General features: G+C 71.7%; 18 protein-coding genes. 9 read left to right on the forward strand and 9 right to left on the reverse strand.

Features of this window, described 5'->3' with window-relative positions; translation table 11 throughout:
• Positions 1-234: 234 nt before the first annotated feature.
• From ACZ69M_RS00715 to ACZ69M_RS00725, 3 genes are all read left to right on the forward strand, one after another.
• On the forward strand, positions 235-492 hold the full coding sequence (locus ACZ69M_RS00715) for a chaplin (protein ID WP_470045799.1): 258 nt from the start codon (positions 235-237) through the stop codon (positions 490-492).
• A gap of 128 nt (positions 493-620) precedes the next feature.
• Positions 621-1,637 carry a chaplin gene (locus ACZ69M_RS00720; protein WP_470046327.1) on the forward strand — a complete coding sequence of 339 codons (1,017 nt, stop codon included), beginning with the start codon at positions 621-623 and terminating at the stop codon, positions 1,635-1,637.
• A gap of 211 nt (positions 1,638-1,848) precedes the next feature.
• A complete protein-coding gene (locus tag ACZ69M_RS00725; protein WP_470045800.1) occupies positions 1,849-3,216 on the forward strand; it encodes a glycoside hydrolase family 26 protein in 1,368 nt (455 codons plus the stop codon).
• A 22-nt stretch (positions 3,217-3,238) separates the two neighbouring features.
• On the opposite strand, the gene ACZ69M_RS00730 is transcribed toward ACZ69M_RS00725, so the two are convergent.
• The 9 genes from ACZ69M_RS00730 to ACZ69M_RS00770 all read right to left on the reverse strand — a co-directional run bounded on the left by ACZ69M_RS00730 (position 3,239) and on the right by ACZ69M_RS00770 (position 13,284).
• Positions 3,239-4,396: a GNAT family N-acetyltransferase gene (locus ACZ69M_RS00730; protein ID WP_470045801.1), complete on the reverse strand. Its 1,158-nt coding sequence runs from the start codon at positions 4,394-4,396 to the stop codon at positions 3,239-3,241.
• 41 nt (positions 4,397-4,437) lie between these two features.
• Positions 4,438-5,130 (reverse strand): YveK family protein, encoded by a 693-nt coding sequence (locus tag ACZ69M_RS00735; protein ID WP_470045802.1) that lies wholly within the window; start codon positions 5,128-5,130, stop codon positions 4,438-4,440.
• Positions 5,127-6,260, reverse strand: coding sequence for a glycosyltransferase (locus ACZ69M_RS00740; protein ID WP_470045803.1), 1,134 nt, complete (start codon positions 6,258-6,260; stop codon positions 5,127-5,129). The genes ACZ69M_RS00735 and ACZ69M_RS00740 overlap by 4 nt, the downstream gene beginning before the upstream one ends.
• Positions 6,260-6,952 (reverse strand): polysaccharide deacetylase family protein, encoded by a 693-nt coding sequence (locus ACZ69M_RS00745; protein ID WP_470046329.1) that lies wholly within the window; start codon positions 6,950-6,952, stop codon positions 6,260-6,262. Before ACZ69M_RS00745 ends, ACZ69M_RS00740 begins: the two co-directional genes overlap by 1 nt.
• A gap of 94 nt (positions 6,953-7,046) precedes the next feature.
• Entirely contained in the window at positions 7,047-8,927 is a 1,881-nt protein-coding gene (murJ, locus tag ACZ69M_RS00750; protein ID WP_470045804.1) for a murein biosynthesis integral membrane protein MurJ, read from the reverse strand.
• Positions 8,924-10,300 (reverse strand): O-antigen ligase family protein, encoded by a 1,377-nt coding sequence (locus ACZ69M_RS00755; protein ID WP_470045805.1) that lies wholly within the window; start codon positions 10,298-10,300, stop codon positions 8,924-8,926. The genes murJ and ACZ69M_RS00755 overlap by 4 nt, the downstream gene beginning before the upstream one ends.
• A gap of 4 nt (positions 10,301-10,304) precedes the next feature.
• Positions 10,305-11,798, reverse strand: coding sequence for an exopolysaccharide biosynthesis polyprenyl glycosylphosphotransferase (locus ACZ69M_RS00760; RefSeq protein ID WP_470045806.1), 1,494 nt, complete (start codon positions 11,796-11,798; stop codon positions 10,305-10,307).
• The gene (locus ACZ69M_RS00765; RefSeq protein ID WP_470045807.1) at positions 11,795-12,991 is read right to left on the reverse strand and encodes a glycosyltransferase; all 1,197 of its coding nucleotides are present in this window, start codon (positions 12,989-12,991) and stop codon (positions 11,795-11,797) included. The genes ACZ69M_RS00760 and ACZ69M_RS00765 overlap by 4 nt, the downstream gene beginning before the upstream one ends.
• Before the next feature lie 41 nt (positions 12,992-13,032).
• Positions 13,033-13,284 carry a hypothetical protein gene (locus tag ACZ69M_RS00770; protein WP_470045808.1) on the reverse strand — a complete coding sequence of 84 codons (252 nt, stop codon included), beginning with the start codon at positions 13,282-13,284 and terminating at the stop codon, positions 13,033-13,035.
• Between the two features lie 280 nt (positions 13,285-13,564).
• On the opposite strand from ACZ69M_RS00770, the gene ACZ69M_RS00775 reads away from it, so the two are divergent.
• From ACZ69M_RS00775 to ACZ69M_RS00800, 6 genes are all read left to right on the forward strand, one after another.
• A complete protein-coding gene (locus ACZ69M_RS00775; RefSeq protein WP_470045809.1) occupies positions 13,565-13,804 on the forward strand; it encodes a chaplin in 240 nt (79 codons plus the stop codon).
• 273 nt (positions 13,805-14,077) lie between these two features.
• Positions 14,078-14,857 carry a hypothetical protein gene (locus tag ACZ69M_RS00780; RefSeq protein ID WP_470045810.1) on the forward strand — a complete coding sequence of 260 codons (780 nt, stop codon included), beginning with the start codon at positions 14,078-14,080 and terminating at the stop codon, positions 14,855-14,857.
• A 205-nt stretch (positions 14,858-15,062) separates the two neighbouring features.
• A complete protein-coding gene (locus ACZ69M_RS00785; protein WP_470045811.1) occupies positions 15,063-15,365 on the forward strand; it encodes a hypothetical protein in 303 nt (100 codons plus the stop codon).
• 102 nt (positions 15,366-15,467) lie between these two features.
• On the forward strand, positions 15,468-15,707 hold the full coding sequence (locus ACZ69M_RS00790; RefSeq protein WP_470045812.1) for a chaplin: 240 nt from the start codon (positions 15,468-15,470) through the stop codon (positions 15,705-15,707).
• 186 nt (positions 15,708-15,893) lie between these two features.
• The gene (locus ACZ69M_RS00795) at positions 15,894-16,391 is read left to right on the forward strand and encodes a DUF5949 family protein (protein WP_470045813.1); all 498 of its coding nucleotides are present in this window, start codon (positions 15,894-15,896) and stop codon (positions 16,389-16,391) included.
• On the forward strand, positions 16,391-16,975 hold the full coding sequence (locus tag ACZ69M_RS00800; RefSeq protein ID WP_470045814.1) for a vitamin K epoxide reductase family protein: 585 nt from the start codon (positions 16,391-16,393) through the stop codon (positions 16,973-16,975). The genes ACZ69M_RS00795 and ACZ69M_RS00800 overlap by 1 nt, the downstream gene beginning before the upstream one ends.
• The last annotated feature ends 82 nt before the right edge of the window (positions 16,976-17,057 follow it).

Here is a 17,057-nt window from a genome sequence, read left to right on the forward strand (position 1 = left end):
GCGGCGGGGCCCGAGCTCTTCGGTGTCATATGGGCGGCTTATTCAAGGGAAGCGTTTCTTCTCGTGGGCACGTGTGAAGCTTCGGTGTTGATTCGAATGCGGGGCGATTCGAGTGAATTACCAAGCCGCACACGTTCTGTAGTTTCTTCCGACGTCTATCCCTCGTTTACAGCCTGCAGGTCATGGTGCGAGCCGTTCAAGTTGTGCTCGCTCGGTTTCGGCCGTCATAGGGGCATGACCGCAGAGAAGGGAAAGTACGTGAACCACAAGAAGAGCGCTGCTGTCGTCGCCGGCGCGATCATGACCCTGGGCATGGCCGCCCCGGCCTTCGCTGACTCCGGTGCCGAGGCCGCCGCCGTCGGGTCTCCGGGTGTTCTCTCGGGCAACGTGATCGAGGTCCCCGTGCACGTGCCCGTCAACCTGTGCGGCGACACGGTCGACATCGTCGGCCTGCTGAACCCGACGTTCGGCAGCGGCTGCGTCAGCGACTGACGCGCAGCACAGCAGCCTTCCCGGCTGTGTCCTGGCCGGCCTTGGGCGCTCTTTCGGCTCCAAGGCCGGCTTTCCTCACTTCTTCAAGCAGGAAGACAACGAGATTGCGACAGACCCTGAGTAGGGGAATGGTCGTGGCCGCGGCCGCGACGAGCATCCTGTCCCTGTACGGCAGCCCCGTGTTCGCCGACGCGGACGCGCAGGGCGGCGCGTCGGACTCGCCCGGCGTGGCGTCGGGCAACACCGTTCAGATCCCGGTGCATGTGCCGGTGAACGCGTGCGGCAACACCGTCGACGCGATCGCCGCGCTCAACCCGGCCTTTGGGAACTCCTGCGCCAACGGCTCGGGTTCACGCGGGTCGCACGGCAAGGAGAGTTCGGAGCCTTCGGAGCCTTCGGAGGCTTCGCACGGGTCGCAGGCGTCGCAGGAGCCGGCCCCCCACGAGAGCTCCTCCGACTACGGTTCCGGCTTCTCGGACGGCCACTACGGTTCCGGGTTCTCGGACGGCGGCTACGGTTCCGGGTTCTCGGACGACGGCTATGGTTCCGGGTTCTCGGACGACGACCGCGGTTCCGGGTTCTCGGACGGCCACTATGGTTCCGGGTTCTCGGACGACGACCACGGTTCCGGGTTCTCGGACGACGATTACGGTAGGGAGCCGGGCCAGTACGGCGGTCATTCCGGGTCCTCGGCGTACGGCGAGGCGCACGGCTCGCCCGGTGTCGGGTCGGGCAACACCGTTCAGCTCCCGGTGCATGTGCCGGTGAACGCGTGCGGCAACACCGTCGACGTGATCGCCGCGCTCAACCCGGCGTCCGGCAACAAGTGCGAGAGCGGTCACGGCTACGGCGACACCCCGCCGACGACGCCTCCCACGACACCACCCACGACACCCCCCACCACTCCACCGACCACCCCGCCGACGACGCCCCCCACGACGCCGCCGACGACACCTCCCACCACCCCGCCGACGACGCCCCCCACGACGCCGCCGACGACACCTCCCACCACTCCCCCCGGGAACCCGCCCACCCTGCCCCACACCGGCAGTGAGAACGTGCTCGCGGCCTCGGCCGCCAGCGCCGCACTGCTGATCGGCGGGACAGTGCTGTACCGACGAGGCCGAGCCGCGTCCCGTCGTTAGTACGACCCTCTGGGTGCCGGACGCCTCGCCGCGCCCGGCACCCGGGCTCGCGTCATCCATCGGGATCAAGGGACGCGGTCTCGGTTGGCGGGATTCGTCTTCATATGACTGAGTGTCAGTAGAGGGAAAAGTATGAACAACTGACGGAAAACGCGTCCGAGCCATGGGAGTCGGCGCACTCGGAGCTATGAGAGTGGAGAGGGGAGCAGGCATGGCCCCACGAAAACAACGGCCCCGAAGCGGAAGGCCGGCTGTCGTCGCGGCCGGCATCGTCGTCTCGGTCGCCCTGGCGGCCGGTCCCGGACACGCCGTCGGCGGTGCGCCGCGGGCCTCCGACCCCCCGGCGCCGACACCGACGACGGCGACGACACCGACGACGGTGAAACCCACATCCCCGACTCCGGCCTCGGTGAGACCGCCCGCGACGCCGACGACCGCTGTGCCGCCGACGAAACCCGAGCCCAAACCCGCCGAGCCGCTCTCCGCGTTCGGCGCCTACCTCGACTACGGCCCCCGGGGTGTGGCCCGGATCGCCCAGCTCAGCCAGTGGCTGGGCGGCGCCCAACTCCGTGTCGCGCACACGTATCTGCCGGGCGATCGCTGGAGCAACATCGAGGGATCGCCCGGTTTCCTCGACGTCTGGGCGGACTGGCGGCGCGAGCGGAAGGACCGGATGCTCGTCCTCAACGTGCCGATGATGGAGCGCAACGAGGAGAACGTCTCCGACGCCGAGGTCCGGATGCTGCTGCAGCAGGGTGCCGCCGGCGCGTTCGACCGGCACTTCCGCGCCCTCGCCCAGCGTCTGGTCGAGCTGGAGGTTCCGGACACCGTCATCGTCCTCGGCTGGGAGATGAACGGCATCACCTACACCCATCGCTGCGGGCCGGACCCGGAGGCGTGGAAGAGGTACTGGAACAGGATCGTCACGACCATGCGTTCGGTGCCGGGCCAGAAATTCCGGTTCGACTTCGCCCCGAGCCGCGGCCGGGACGCCGTTCCGTGGACGCAGTGCTATCCCGGGGACGACACGGTCGACATCGTCGGCATGGACTCGTACGACCAGCCGCGGGGGCTGTCGTTCGACGAGGAGGTGAACGAGCCGTACGGCCTTCAGGAGCACGTGGACTTCGCCAAAGCCCACGGTAAACCCATCTCCTATCCCGAATGGGGTCTCTTCCGCAACGGCGACAACGCGGCGTACATGAAACGCATGCTCGCGTGGATGGACGACCACAAACCGCTGTACAACACGGTGACCGACTACTGCCCGCACGGCGTCTGGCAGTGCCGCCAGAACCCGAGGGCGTCCCAGGTGTACCGCGCGGTGCTCTTCGGCCGCACCGACCCCACACCGCAGCCGACGACACCCGTACCCACACCCGTGACGCCGGTACCGACACCCGTACCGACGCCCGTACCGACCCCCGTGCCGACACCCGTACCGACTCCTGTGCCGACACCCGTGCCCACGCCGGTGGTGCCGCCCAGCTGTTCGCCTCTGGACCTGGGCGACTGGGTGGAGTACTGGCTCGGCGGGAAGCTCTGCCTGCGCTTCGACTGGTGGTCGCGCACCCGGTGACACCGGCCCGGCGGCAGGCCCCTCACGGCCTGCCGCCACCGCCACCGCTACCACCACTGCCACTGTCGGCGCCCGCGTCCGGCCCACCTCCACCCCGCTCCTTCCACCGGTGCACCAGCTCCTTGCCCCGGCCGCGCGCGGCGACGTCGCAGAGGACCGCCGACATCAGCGGCGCCGTACGTCGCCGGGCGAGCAGCAGCCGTTGGTTGACCACGGGTTCCGGGCGCCAGTGGTGCTTGTAGGGCTCGTCGCCGCGCAGCAGGCTCAGCGTTCCGCGTCCGCCGCCCTCGGTGTGCCGGGCGCAGGCGTTGAGCAGTATCACCGCCACGTCCGCCTTGCGCTCCCGCAGCCCCGGGTGGGCCCCGTACAGATAGCCGCCCGCCAGGCGTCGTGACAGCAGCGTGAGGTCCACGGCCATCACGGTGTCGTCCAGCCGGAACTCGGTGACCACGGCGTCCCCGGAGCGCACCATCGGGCCCACCGACCGCACCAGATGCTCGGAGAACCGCTCCTGGAGGTGTTCGGTCGTCACCTTCCGGCCCTGCCACTGGAGTCGGTGCAGTTCCAGCAGCCGGCGCAGCGCCGCGTCCACCTCGCCGTGCGGGACGTTCCGCTGTTCGATGCCGAGCGAGGCGAGCTTGCGCAGCTTGGCCCGGACGCGCTGGGCCTTGGACGAGGGCAGCCGGCCTACGAGGTCGTCCATGGAGGCGGCGGGCAGTTCCAGGCAGAGGGAGTCCCGTACCCGGCGGCGCGGTCCGCGCCAGCGCTCGTAGACCCGCTCCGCCGCTCCGCCGGGCCGTACCTCGCGGAAGTCGATCAGCGAGGTACGGGCGACCGCGGACAGGCCCTCGGTGAGTGCCGCGGCGGCGCGGTCGGTGTGCTCGTCGTCGGTCCCGTCGTCGATGAGGACGTCGGCGTAGTCGGAGATCGCCCCGCCGAGCGGGACGAGCACGGGCAGCGGACGGTGTGCGCGCATCAGGGGCGCGACCGCGCGGAGTTCGCCGCCCTCGCGGACCAGGACCAGCCGCAGGCGGCCGGGGGAGCCGTACGACAGCCACCAGGAGTGCAGCCAGGCGTGGCTCTGGAACGGGGTGGCGGCGGCGCACCGGTCGTACAGACGTCCCCAGGCAGGGGCGAGCGCGGCGAACTCCCCTTCGTCGATGACGACTTCGGACCGCAATGGTGTCCGGGTCGCGCATACCCCGGTCCGCAGCGCCCCGCTCACCGTGGACCGTGTCCGTCGCCGGCGGTGGCGGGGCTCGGCACGGAGGCCTGGAGCGCGGGGTCCGCGGTGCGCCGGGGACGGACCAGCAGGACCAGACCGCCCAGCAGCCCGCCGGCGCTCGCGCCGACCAGACCGGTGACTTTCGGGGAGGGCGAGGAGGCCGTGGTCGGCTTCGGCGCGCGGGAGAACTGCTGGAGTTCCACGTGGGTGCTGCTCTTGGTGTCGTTGGCGTGCCGGGTCAGGGCGCGCGCGACAGCGTTGGCCATGTCGGCCGCGAGGTCCGGGCGCGAGGAGGTGGCGGAGACGGCGACCATCGGCGCGTCGGGCGAGGTCGCTGTCTGCACGCTCTGCTCCAGCGTCTTCACCGGCACTCCGGCCCACACCTGCGCGTCCCCGAGCACCGCGAGCTGCGTGGCGACCCGGCCGTACGCCTGCGCGAAGCCGAGCGCCGACGCCGGGTCCGACGTCTCGGTCGGCACGACGATGACGTAACTCGTCGCCGTGTACGTCGGGGGCTTGAGCACGCCGTACGCGCCCCCGAGCGCGCCCCCGAGAAGGACGCCGGCGGCGAGCAGTGACCACGGCGGCAGGACCCGCCCGTGGGCGAAGGCCGCGCGCGCCGGACCTGAGGGCAGGGACGGGTCGGAGGGTCCGGACGGGCGGTGCGGCCGGGTGGGATTTTCGGTCATGAGGAACTCACTCCCAGAGAGGTGCAGGAGACGGCGGCCGCGTACACGTCCATGAGCTGTGCGGCGCTGCGGGTGATGCAGTAGTGGTGGGCGGCGTCCGATACCGAACGCGGCCCGGGGCCCTCCGCGCGGACCCGCAGGAGGGCTCGTACGAAGGAGTCGGCGCCGCCCTGGACCCGGCGGGCCCCCCGGGCGGCGCTCGGCGGCAGATCCTCGACGGCCGGGCAGGAGACGTAGAGCACGGGCAGCCCGGCCGCCATCGCCTCCACCACCGCGAGCCCGAACGCCTCCTCGGCGCAGGGCGAGCAGAGGACGTCCATGGCCGCTGTCAGCGAGGGCAGATCGGCGCCCGGGAGGCCGCCGCCGGGGCGCTCGCCGGTGAACAGCACCCTGTCCCTGACCCCGGCGTCGTGTGCCGTCCGCCGCAGCACGCTCTCCTCGGCGCCGCCGCCGACCAGCAGCAGCCAGTAGGTGCGGGGCAGTTCGGCCAGCGCGCGGATCAGGATGTCGAACCGCTTGCCGGCGGTGAGTCTTCCGACGCCGCCGACGACGTACGCGTCCTCCGGCAGTCCGAGACGGCGGCGGGTGCGTTCGCGCAGCACCGGGTCGAAGCGGAAGCGGGCGACGTCGATGCCGTTGGGCACGATCTCGATGCGGGGTTTGGGCACGCCCCAGCGCTGGAGCCGGTCGGCGACGGTCGGTGAGACGGCGACGGTGGCGTGGCCGAGGCGCTCGCTGGCCAGGTACAGGGCACGGACGCCCGCGCTCAGCCTGCGGCCCTCCAGCTGGGAGTCGCCGAGGGAGTGTTCGGTGGCCACGACGGCCTTCACCCCGGCCAGGCGCGCGGCGATCCGGCCGTACACGCAGGCCCGGTAGAGGTGGGTGTGGACGAGGTCGTAGCCGCCCGCGCGGATCAGCTTCACCAGGCGGGGGAGGGCGGCCAGGTCGCGATTGCCGGTCATGCCGAGGTGGACGACACGGACGCCGTCGTCGATGAGGCCGTCGGCGACCGCGCCCGGGTTGGTGAGGGTGACGACGTCGCACTCGACGGGCAGGTGGCGCAGGAGCAGGCGCAGTTGCTGCTCCGCGCCGCCGACGCCGAGGCCGGTGATGATGTGCAGGGCCTTCATCAGGCGCCCTCGACCGGCCGGCGCCGCAGCCGGTGCAGCTTGAGCTTCAGCAGCAGGCGTACGGAGCTGTCGTTCTGGCCGATGTGGACGCGGGGGAGGGCGTACGGGCCGGTCAGCGGGCCGGGGTCGATCGCGCAGCCGTAGGTGTATCCGGCGTCGCGTACGGCGTCGACGACCCGCTGGTCGACCGTTCCGTACGGGTAGCAGAAGCCCTGGATGTGAGCACCGATCAACTCCGAGAGCACTGCTCTGCTTTCGGCGACCTCGGCGTGCAGCAGCGCGTCGTCCGCCCGCGTCAGATCGACGTGGGTGAGCCCGTGCGAGCCGATCTCGATGCCCTCGGAGGCGGCGGCCAGCCGGATGCCCCGTTTGTCGAGCAGGCGCTTGCGGGGGCCGAGCGGGTCCCAGGCGTTCTCGCCGGCCAGCCGGCCGGGCAGGACGAAGAGGGTCGCGCCGCAGTCGTGCCGGCGCAGGACGGGCAGAGCGGCCTCGACGAAGTCGGCGTACCCGTCGTCGAAGGTGAGACCGACCAGGTCCCGGCCCGCACCGCGCGCGCGGGCGGCGAGAAGCTCGGACACGCTCACCCCGCGCAGACCGCGGCGCCGCAGCCAGCCGAGCTGGTGGTCGAGGCGGTCCGGGGCGACCGTGATGCGGTACGGGTCGTCGAAGCAGTCGCCCACGGAGTGGTACATCGCCACCCAGGGGGGCGCGTCGACGGAGCCGGTACCGGTACGTCTGACGCCGACGGTACGTCTGCTGCCGGAACGTCTGATGCCGTGGGTGCTGTCAGCGGAAACGGACATGCGGGAGCCTTCGTGTGACGGAACGGAGGGCGGGTGCGAGGGCCTGGACCCGCAGGGCCCAGGCCAGCAGGGCGAACACGACGGTCACGACCGTGCCGCCGGTGAGGAGACCGAGCAGGGGGGAGCGCACATGGCTCGCGCAGAACGTTCCCACGGCGGCGGCGACGAGCGCCGCGCGCACCGGTTTGCCGATTTCGGCGACCACGAGCCGGGTGCGGATCGGCACACTGCGCGCGCCCATGCCGTACAGCAGGAGCAGGGCGCTGAGGGTGATGCCGCCCGCGTTGGCCGCAGCGATCCCGCACACCCCCCAGGAGCCGACGGTCAGCGCGCCGATCCAGGAGGTCGCGACGATCCCCGCGGTCATCGCGAACAGCGGGTACCAGGTGGGCCGCCCCGAGGAGAAGTACGAGCGGACCAGCGCGCCCACCAGGGTGTGACCGAGCAGCCCGAGGGCGTACACGCGCATGACGGCGGCGGTGGCCGCGGTGTCCTGGGGGGTGAACGCGCCCCGCTGGAACAGCAGCTGGATGATCTGCGGCGCACACGCGATGACCGCCGCCGCGCCGAGCAGCACCGTGCAGGAGACGACGGCCAGATCGTGCTCCACCCGGCTGCGGGCGCGCGCGGTGTCGCCCTCGGCCATCGCCTGTGCCACCACCGGGAAGGTGACGGTGCACAGCATCAGCGAGAGCACCATCGGCATCTGCGCGACCTTCTGCGCGTAGTTCAGGTGCGAGATGGCGCCTGCGGGCAGTGAGGAGGCCAGGAAGCGTTCGATCAGGACCTGGGACTGACGGACCAGGGCGAAGAGCAGGACGGTGGTGACGAGGGTGAGGTCCATCGGTCGGGCGGCCTCGATCCTCTCGAGGCCCGCCTCCTTCTGGGCCGCGCCGCGTCGGCCGAGCTGCCGCCACAGGGAGGGAGCCTGCGCGACCACCATCAGCGCACCGCCCACCGCGACCCCGAGGGCCGCCGCGCGCACCCCCCAGCGCCCGCCGAGCACGAACATCGCCGTGATGATGCCGGTGTTGTACGCGACGTAGATCGCCGCGGGCGCGACGAACCTGCGGTGTGCCCGCAGCGCCGCGCTGCAGTAGCCGGCCAGGCCGAAGCTCAGGACACAGGTGGCCGTCAACCGGGTGCAGTCGACGGCGAGATGGGGGTCGGGCAGTCCGGGCGCGAGGGCTTCGACCAGGTAGGGGGCTCCGGCGATGAGGAGGGCTGCCGTGGCCATGAAGGCGAGCGTCAGACGGGGCAGGGTGGCGGCGACCAGGGCGCGGACCGGGTCGCCGACGGATCCCCGGGCGCGCTGGGCCACCGCCATGCTGAACGCCGGTACGAGCACGAAGGCGAGGCCGTCCTCGATCAGCAGCGTCGCCGCGAACTCCGGCACGGTCCAGGCGACCAGGAAGGCGTCGGTGTCGGAGTCCGCCCCGAACAGGTGCGCGAGGGCCTGGTCACGGCCCAGGCCCAGCAGGGCCCCGGCGATGGACAGGGCGATGGTGACGAGGGCGGCCCTGGCGAGGAAGCGGTTGGAGGAGGGTTCTGGGGGGTTCGGGGAGTCCGGGGAGTCCGGGGAACCTGGGTGGGGCGGGGAGTCCGGGGGTTTCGGGGGCGGGTCGGGTGTGGCGCGCGGGTCGGATGTGAGGCGTGTGCCGGATGCGGGGGGAGCGCTGCGGGCGGAGGGCAGTACGAGTGCGCCGCCGGGCTCGGAGCCGGCCTCTAAACCAGGCTCGTATCCGGCCTCGAAACCGGGCTCGAAACCGGGCTCGAAACCGGGCTCGAAACCGGCCTGGGCCCTGGTGTCGGGCCGGGGATCGGCGTCGCGACCGGCCGTCGCCCGGGGAGGCTTCACCGTCATCGCGCCGCGGCCTCCTCAGGCGAGGGGCGCAGCGATGAGCGGGACAGCGACGAGGGGGACACCGGTGAGGCTGGATCCATCAGCGCCCACCACGCCACCAGCCCGAAGACCACGGCCGTCAGCACGGTGGAAGGCCCGCCGATGTCCGCGTACACGAAGTCGAACAACTGCCAGACGAGCAGCCCGCACCCGACGAGCGCGCAGTCGAGGCCCGACGGGGTCCGCCGTACCCTGGCCAGCCCGGTCAGCGCGCACACCAGGAGGGCCGCCCAGCCGCCCGCGAGGGCGAGCAGCCCGATCAGGCCCTGCTCACTGAGGACGAGCAGGTACATGTTGTGCGGCGAGAGCAGCGGCTGTTTGCGGTAGGCGGAGCCCGCGCCCCCGATGTCGCTGCCCGAGGAGAGCGCGAGCGAGGCGTGGCCGTCGCGCTGATCGGGGAAGGCCTTCAGCCCGACGCCGGTCAGCGGGTGGTCGCGCCACATGTCGAGCGCCGCCGCCCACATCGTGTACCGGTCGATGACGGACTGGTCCGGGGCGTCGGTGACCTGCGTGATGCTGTCGATGCGCTCCTGGAGCATGGCCGTGCCGATACCGAACCCGCCCACCAGGACGACGCCGGCGGCGGCCACCGCGACGCCCACCTTGACCGCGCGCCGCAGACCCGCCAGCACCAACTGGGCGCCGCACGCGACCACGGTGGCGATCCACGCGCCCCGGCTGAACGACAGCGCGAGCGGCAGCAGCAGCGCCGGCACGCACACCAGGGCGGCCGTCCGCTGCCGCGGGGTGACCGGTCCGAGCGCCAGCGCCACTGCGCACACCAGCCCGAACGCGACCACGGTCGCCATGCCCATCACGTCCGTCGGCCCGAAGGTGCCCACGGCCCGGATGTCCTCGCCCATGTACGTGGCCCCGGTCCCGGTGACGTACTGGTGCACTCCGACGGCCCCCTGCCACAGCGCGAGACCGACGAACGACCAGGCGAGCAGCCGGAAGTCGCGGCGGTCGCGGACCGACAGCAGGACGGCCGCCGGGACCAGCACGAAGATCTGCAGATAGCGGGCGAGCCCGGTGATCCCGGCCCCGGGGCTCGCCGCCCCGGCCGCCGCGATCGCGATACCGACCACGGGCAGTCCGAGGACCACCGCGGCGGTACGGGACAGGGGGCGCCGACGGGCCCGTACGAGACGTACCGAGCAGCACACCACGGCCAGGGCGGACATGGCGTCCGCGAGGTTCGCGCCGCCCTCGGTGTCCGGCGCGACCGGCAGTCCGAGCAGGGCGATCACCGCGACGACGGGCAGGACGGGCAGCGCGCGCCGGAGTGCGGCGGTCAGCGGGGCGAGTGGCGGGACCGGCAGTGCCTGGCTCATCGGCTCAGCTCCCCGTCGGACGGACGAGCGAGGCGGCCGTGCGCAGCAGGATGCAGATGTCCTGCCACAGCGACCAGTTGTCGATGTACGCGTTGTCGAACCGGCAGCGGTCCTCGATGGAGGTGTCGCCGCGCAGACCGTGGATCTGGGCCAGGCCCGTGATGCCGGTCCGCATCCGGTGGCGGGCCGCGTAGCCGGGGTAGGTCTGGCTGAACTCGCCGACGAAGTAGGGACGTTCGGGGCGGGGGCCGACCAGGCTCATGTCGCCTCTCAGGACGTTCCAGAGCTGGAGCAGTTCGTCGAGCGAGGAGCGGCGCAGGAAGTGGCAGAAGCGGCCCATCTCCCGCTCGTCCGCGACACTCCAGCGGGTCGCGGCCTCGTGCGCGTCGACCGGGCGGTGGGTGCGGAACTTCAGCAGGGTGAAGGGCCGCCCGTCCTTGCCGATGCGCTCCTGCCGGAAGACCACGCCGGGCCCGTCGCTCAGCCGCAGCGCCGCAGCGCACATCAGCAGCAGCGGGCTGACCAGCAGGAGCAGCGTCCCGGAGACGACGACGTCGAGGAGCCGTTTGGCGAGGTTCCCGTGACGCCGTGAGACGTCGATCCGTTCGCAGGAGAACCCGGCGAGCCGGCTGCTCCCGGCCTTGTGCGAGGGGGAGTCCGCCGTGTGCGACGGGGAGTCCGCGTCGAGCTGCCACAGCGTGCAGCCCGCCTCGGCCAACGCCCTCAGCAGGGGGCCGTGTTCGCGGCGCGGTTCCACGACGAGCACGGCGCGCACGCTGTTCTGGATGAGGGCCCGCTGTACTTCCTCGCCGGTGGTCAGGACCGGCAGCCCGTCGGACCCGGCCGCCTGGTCGGCGACGACGCCCACCGGCCGCAGCCCGTAGCGAGGGTGGCGCAGTAACGCCGCGGCCACCCGTCGGCCGGTCGCCGCGGGGCCGATCACCAGCGCGGCGCTCGGGCGCAGGACCAGTGCCCTGCGCAGCCGCCAGTACACGGCGGCGCGGCCCGCGCAGCTCACCGCCGACTGAAGCACACAGCCCGCCGCCAGCGTGCGCGCGGACAGCGCGGTGGCCGGGACGAGCGCCGCCACCAGGGCCGCGAGCGCGCACCACGTCACCGCGATCCGCGCGCAGACGACCGGCAGTTCGTCCAGCACGGCGGGCACCGGCGCGGGGCGGTACAGGCCCGCGTGCGCGCTCAGCGTGAGGACGGCGAGCACCAGCGCGGCGACCAGCGGCGTGTGCGGCCGGACCTCGGCGAGCGCCAGAGCGGCGAGCAGCGCGGCGCCGCCGTCCGCGACGAGCAGCGGCAGCGGCGCGCCGCGCGAGACGGAGCGCCGCGCGAGATGCCGTACGAAGTGGCGCGCGGAGGGCGGCCGTTGTCCGGCCGGGAATCTGAAGCCCTCGTCGGCCCCGCGCGGAGGCATGACCGAGACGGACGAGAATCCGTACTCCCGGGGCTGTCCGCCGGGGGAGGGGACGGTGCTTTCCGCAGTCACGTGTGGCTGGACTCCCTGTACTCGGTGTGTTCTCCGCTCGCGGCGTGCGCGCCGGACGCCGGGGCGAGCAGCTCGCGGTACACCTCCGCGACCGCGGCGGTGGCGCGCCGTACGTCGTGCGCGGCCAGTACGTGGCGGCGCCCCTGGTGCCCGAGTGACGCGCGCAGTGGCGGATCGGCGAGCAGGGCGCGGATCGCCCGGGCCAGCGGGCCCGGTGCCCGCGCCGGGACCAGACAGCGGGTGTCGAGGCCCGACGGCAGACTTTCCCGGGCGCCGTCCACGTCCGTCAGCACGACCGGACGCCCGCAGGCCATGGCTTCCAGCGGGGCCAGCGCCATGCCCTCCCAGCGGGACGGCAGCACCACCAGATCGGCGGCCTGGTACCAGGGCAGGGCGTCGGGGGCCGGCCCGGCGAACAGAACTCCCGCGGGCGCCGTGGCCCGTAGGCGCCCGGTGTCCGGCCCGTCGCCGACCAGCACGAGCCGGGCGCCCGGCACCTGCCGGACCACCGTCCGCCAGGCCTCCAGCAGGACGTCCTGGCCCTTCTGCGGGCACAGCCGCCCGACGCAGACGACCAGCGGAGCGGCCGGATCGCCACCGGCTCGGGTGAGCAGGGGGATTCCGGCTCGTACGGTCGCCACGGCCGCCGGGTGGAAGTGCTCGGTGTCGATGCCGTTGGGGATCACGGCCCAGTGGGCCCTGATACCGGCGCGCACGCCGGTCGTACGCTCCGCTTCACTCACACACACCACCCGGGACGCCCAACGCGCCCCCCACCGCTCCCACTTCAGCGCGAGGGCCGCTGTGACCCCGTCGACCGCCTCGAAGGACCAGGCGTGCGGCTGGAACACGGTCGGCACCCGGCCGCGCACGGCCAGCCGCCCGGCGAGCCCCGCCTTGGCACTGTGCGCATGCACCACATCGGGCCGCGCCCGCGCGACGACCGGGGCGAGCCGCCGCACCTCCCGTGCCAGTCGCGGACCCGGCGCACGCGTCGCGGACCAGTGCCGTACGTCGCTGCCCAGGGCCCGCAGCGTGTGCGCGAGGTCGCTGTCCCGCGGGCAGGCCACCGTGACGTGCGCTCCGTCGGCGAGCTGTGCCTTCACCAGGTCGGTGAGCACTCGGGCGACTCCGCCGTCGACGGGCTGGGTGAGGTGCAGGACCCGTGGGGGGTCGGTCGATGGCAGGTACATGCGCGGGTTCCTCGCTAACGGGCTGCGCTCACGGGCGCGCGTCACTGCTGCGCGTCGACGGCGGCGAGCAGCGCTCCGGCCCAGGCCGCGTCCCGCTGCGAAACGAGCCGGACGCCCAACTGGTCACCCCTGCCTCGGATTTCACTGCCGAGATCGAGGGCGTCGGAGTCGCGGCCGGGAGTGTTCGAGTGGGCGGGCGCGCGTTCGGTCAACAGGCTCAGGTACCGCGGTGGCTCCGTCCGCTTCTCGTACGCCGTCGCGCGGCGCGGCAGCGGGCCCGGGGAATGACGCATGACCGGCGTTGCCCTTTCGGGAGAAAAGGTTCGGGACCAGCGGACGGACGGAAATCTGCGGATCTGATTCCGGCGTCTGATGCCAAGCAGCCTCAGGAGGTGGCCGACTCTAGTCGCTATCCGTATTAATTCGGAGAAACCTCACAAGTGTGTCGAAATAGTGAAGTCCGGCGGTCGCGGGATCACTCCTTTGGAGGCACAACCCGCGGGTGTGCCGCGCGTTGATTCCAGCGCCGGGCATCCCGCCCGGATGTTGGACAACTCCAAGGAGCACTTCTCCATGTCGCGTATCGCGAAGGGCCTGGCCCTGACCTCCGTTGTCGCCGCCGCCGTGGCGGGCACCGCCGGCATCGCCGCCGCCGACAGCGACGCACACGGCGCGGGCGCCCACTCGCCGGGCGTCCTGTCGGGCAACGTCCTGCAGGTTCCGATCGAGATCCCCGTCAACCTCTGCGGGACCACCGTCGACGCGATCGGCCTGCTGAACCCCGGGTTCGGCAACCACTGCGCCAACGACTGACGTCGGACCGGGCCCTTCCGCCGGCCGTCCTCCCCCACGGGAGGGCGGCCGGTCCGCGTCCGCCCCGAGCGGCGGGAGGGCGCCCTCGAATGGAGGGGCGGCGGCCCCGAATGGAGGGAAGGGGCATCAAGGGCCCGGCATGGCTTCCCACCAGCGACGACGGCGGTGACGGAGGGCCCGGGTCGTTACACGGGGCGTTCGATGGGTTGCAGGCGGCGACCGGTACTTCCACGGTGGGCATCAAGATCCGACGCACCATCGAAGGGAACATCCATGCGTGCTCTGCCCGCACGGCGCCTCGCGTCCTCCGTCCTCTGTGCCTCGCTCCTGCTCGGGATATCCGGGCCGGTCGCGCTGGCGGCCGACAGCGACTCGGCGCGTGGTCACACCCATGCGGCGGCACCCGTCCCCGGTGCGGACGCGTTGCTGGCGCAGGTGAAGTCGCTGGGCGCCATCGCCGGCGTCCTCGCCCCCGTCACCGATCTGCTCGACGCCGCGCTCAAGGCGGACAACGGCCAGCTCTCCGCCGACCAGGCGGCGAAGCTCGCCCAGGCCGGGAAGGACGCGATCGCCAAGGCCGCGGCGGCCGCTCCGGTCACCCCGCCGGCCACGACGACGCCCGCGTTGCCCGCGTTGCCCACTCTGCCGGCGACGCCGACGCTGCCCGCCGTACCCACGCTGCCCTCGTTGAAGAAGAGCGCCGAGGCGCACGACGACAGCGCCGTCGCCGGGGGCCAGGACAACAAGGCGCCGCACGACAAGGGTTCGCGTGCCCCGGCTGCCCGGGACCTCGCGGGCGACGCGCTCACCGCCCTCCAGAAGGCGGTCGACGCGCTCATCGCGGCGGCCACCTCGGGCGACGCCACCAAGGTGGTGCCCGCGGCCACGGCCGTGCTGACGGGCCTCGTCAACTTCGTCGTCGCGGTGGTCCTCGGCGGCGGCCTGCCCGCGGCGAACCTGCCCGGTCTGCCGCCGCTTCCCGCCTTGCCGACGCCCGCGCTGCCGACCCCTGCCCTGCCGACCCCTGCGCTCCCGAGCCTGCCGGCGGTCTGACCCCCTGAGTCGCCGCCCCGCCGTCGTGCCGACCCCAGCGGTCGGCACGACGGCTGTTTTGTGTGGGTGCACGACGGCTGTTTTGTATGTGTGTATGTGCGCAGGAAATTTCTGCACGCAGGGTTTCCGCCGCGTCCGGGGCTCGTTAGCCAGGACAAAGCGAAATCTCTCTCTGGTGACTTGAGTTGCCGAAGAAAGGAACACGATGAAGTCCCTGAAGGCTGCCGCTGTCGTTGCGGGGTCCATGGTCATCGCCGGTGCCGCCGCGCCCGCCTTCGCCGCCCAGGCCTCCGACCTCACGCCCACCAGCCTCAACGGCGCCCTGGAGACCCTCACCAGCCAACGCTCGCTCGACCTGGAGGATCTGCAGCCTCTGCGGCACCAGTCGGACGCGCTGGACACCGAGAACAAGAACTCGGTACTCAACGCCGTGAATGGCGCGACGAAGGCGATCAACTCGGCCGGTGGCCCCGCAAAGCTTCTCGGCGGACTTCCTCTCCAGCGCTGAGTGGTTCACTGTGGAGGCCCGTTTCATTTCATCGCGTGTCTTTCCGGGAGACGGTCGGACGCATCCCTAGGCTGAAGCGCACCGCCAAGGAAAGGACGGACGATGAACACTGCCAAGAAGGTCGCACTGCTTTTCGCCACCGCCGGAATGGCCGCGGGTGCAGCGGCGGGCAGCGCCGTCGCCGACACCGGTGCCCAGGGCGCGGCGACCCACTCTCCCGGTGTCGCCTCCGGCAACGTCATTCAGGTACCCGTGGACATTCCGGTGAACGTCTGCGGCCTCAGCGCCGACGTGATCGGTGCGCTGAACCCGGCGGCCGGGAACAGGTGTGCCGATCAGTGACGCCGTACGCGGGCTGAGCCGAAAGCGACGCCGTACGCGGGCTGAAAGGGCCGATTCCGCACCGTGCGGAGTCGGCCCTTCGTATTGTTCGAGACCGTCCCTCGTTCGTGTGGTCGCCCGCCTGGTTGTCGCCCGTCCGGGTGATAAAGGGGCGGGGCCTTTCGGGTGCGTCGATAGGGTTCCGCGGTGACCTCAACCTCAAGCCAAATGCGCCCTTTCCGGGCCGCCGATCTCGGCACGCTCGCCGTCATGGCGTTCAGTGGTGAAGCCCCCGACGGAGACATGCCCTATCTCCTCGCCTACTCCCTGGGTGACGGTGAAGGCGGCCCGGAGGCCTCCAGGGTCGCCGTTGAGCAACTGCTGCGCGACAACGGTCTGCCCGTCGGTGACACGCTCCTCGACGGGGCCAGGCAGCCCAGCCTGCCGCTCACCCTCCTCGTCGAGGCGGGCCAGGCCGTCGTCACCATGCCGTACCTCAACGCCCAGTGCCTCGTGCCGCCCGAGTGGCTCGTGGCGGTCGGCGAACGCGGCTACGCCTACTTCCTGTTCGCCACCCGCGCCTGGCCCGGCGCGGAGCCCGGCAAACCCGTCGCGCCGGAGAACCTGGCCGCCTTCGCGGGTGACGAGGGGACTCTGCTCAGCGCGGCGCACGTGCTCCTGCCGGCGCGCAGTCTGCGCGGCTGATGACACGGACCGCGGGTGGCAGCCGTGCGCTCGCCGTGCTGCTGGTGATCACCGGTGCGGCCGGTCTGCTCGCCGCGTGGGTCATCACGATCGACAAGTTCAAGCTGCTGGAGAACCCGAACTTCGTGCCGGGATGCAGCCTGAACCCGGTCGTCTCCTGCGGCAACATCATGAAGAGCCACCAGGCCTCGGCCTTCGGGTTCCCCAATCCGATGCTCGGTCTCGTCGCGTACGGCATCGTGATCTGTGTCGGCATGAGCCTGCTGGCGGGCGCCGGATTTCCGGGCTGGTACTGGCTGACCTTCAACGCCGGCACTCTCTTCGGCGTCGGATTCTGCACCTGGCTGCAGTTCCAGTCGCTGTACCGGATCAACTCGCTGTGCCTGTGGTGCTGTCTTGCCTGGGTCGCCACGATCATCATGTTCTGGTACGTGACGTCATTCAACGTACGCAATGAATTCCTGCCCGCGCCCGGTGGGCTGAGGAGATTCCTCGGTGAGTTCACCTGGGTTCTGCCGCTCCTGCATATCGGGATCATCGGGATGCTGATTCTGACCCGATGGTGGGATTTCTGGACAAGCTGACTAATTACTCGAGCTGAATATTCTGACGAGCTGACAATTGGGCCCGTCGGGGGAATCTTGAACTGAAGGCGTTCTCAGAATC

This window comes from Streptomyces sp. NPDC107454 (assembly GCF_055582885.1).

Excerpts from the sequence above, each read along its gene's own strand:
- ACZ69M_RS00740 (WP_470045803.1), bottom strand. The coding sequence starts at position 6,260 with ATGAAGGCCCTGCACATCATCACCGGCCTCGGCGTCGGCGGCGCGGAG.
- ACZ69M_RS00800 (WP_470045814.1), top strand. The coding sequence starts at position 16,391 with ATGACACGGACCGCGGGTGGCAGCCGTGCGCTCGCCGTGCTGCTGGTG.
- ACZ69M_RS00765 (WP_470045807.1), bottom strand. The coding sequence starts at position 12,991 with ATGTACCTGCCATCGACCGACCCCCCACGGGTCCTGCACCTCACCCAG.
- ACZ69M_RS00725 (WP_470045800.1), top strand. The coding sequence starts at position 1,849 with ATGGCCCCACGAAAACAACGGCCCCGAAGCGGAAGGCCGGCTGTCGTC.
- ACZ69M_RS00745 (WP_470046329.1), bottom strand. The coding sequence starts at position 6,952 with ATGTACCACTCCGTGGGCGACTGCTTCGACGACCCGTACCGCATCACG.
- ACZ69M_RS00775 (WP_470045809.1), top strand. The coding sequence starts at position 13,565 with ATGTCGCGTATCGCGAAGGGCCTGGCCCTGACCTCCGTTGTCGCCGCC.
- ACZ69M_RS00720 (WP_470046327.1), top strand. The coding sequence starts at position 621 with ATGGTCGTGGCCGCGGCCGCGACGAGCATCCTGTCCCTGTACGGCAGC.
- ACZ69M_RS00780 (WP_470045810.1), top strand. The coding sequence starts at position 14,078 with ATGCGTGCTCTGCCCGCACGGCGCCTCGCGTCCTCCGTCCTCTGTGCC.
- ACZ69M_RS00790 (WP_470045812.1), top strand. The coding sequence starts at position 15,468 with ATGAACACTGCCAAGAAGGTCGCACTGCTTTTCGCCACCGCCGGAATG.
- ACZ69M_RS00735 (WP_470045802.1), bottom strand. The coding sequence starts at position 5,130 with ATGACCGAAAATCCCACCCGGCCGCACCGCCCGTCCGGACCCTCCGAC.
- ACZ69M_RS00755 (WP_470045805.1), bottom strand. The coding sequence starts at position 10,300 with ATGAGCCAGGCACTGCCGGTCCCGCCACTCGCCCCGCTGACCGCCGCA.
- ACZ69M_RS00770 (WP_470045808.1), bottom strand. The coding sequence starts at position 13,284 with ATGCGTCATTCCCCGGGCCCGCTGCCGCGCCGCGCGACGGCGTACGAG.
- murJ (WP_470045804.1), bottom strand. The coding sequence starts at position 8,927 with ATGACGGTGAAGCCTCCCCGGGCGACGGCCGGTCGCGACGCCGATCCC.
- ACZ69M_RS00785 (WP_470045811.1), top strand. The coding sequence starts at position 15,063 with ATGAAGTCCCTGAAGGCTGCCGCTGTCGTTGCGGGGTCCATGGTCATC.
- ACZ69M_RS00715 (WP_470045799.1), top strand. The coding sequence starts at position 235 with ATGACCGCAGAGAAGGGAAAGTACGTGAACCACAAGAAGAGCGCTGCT.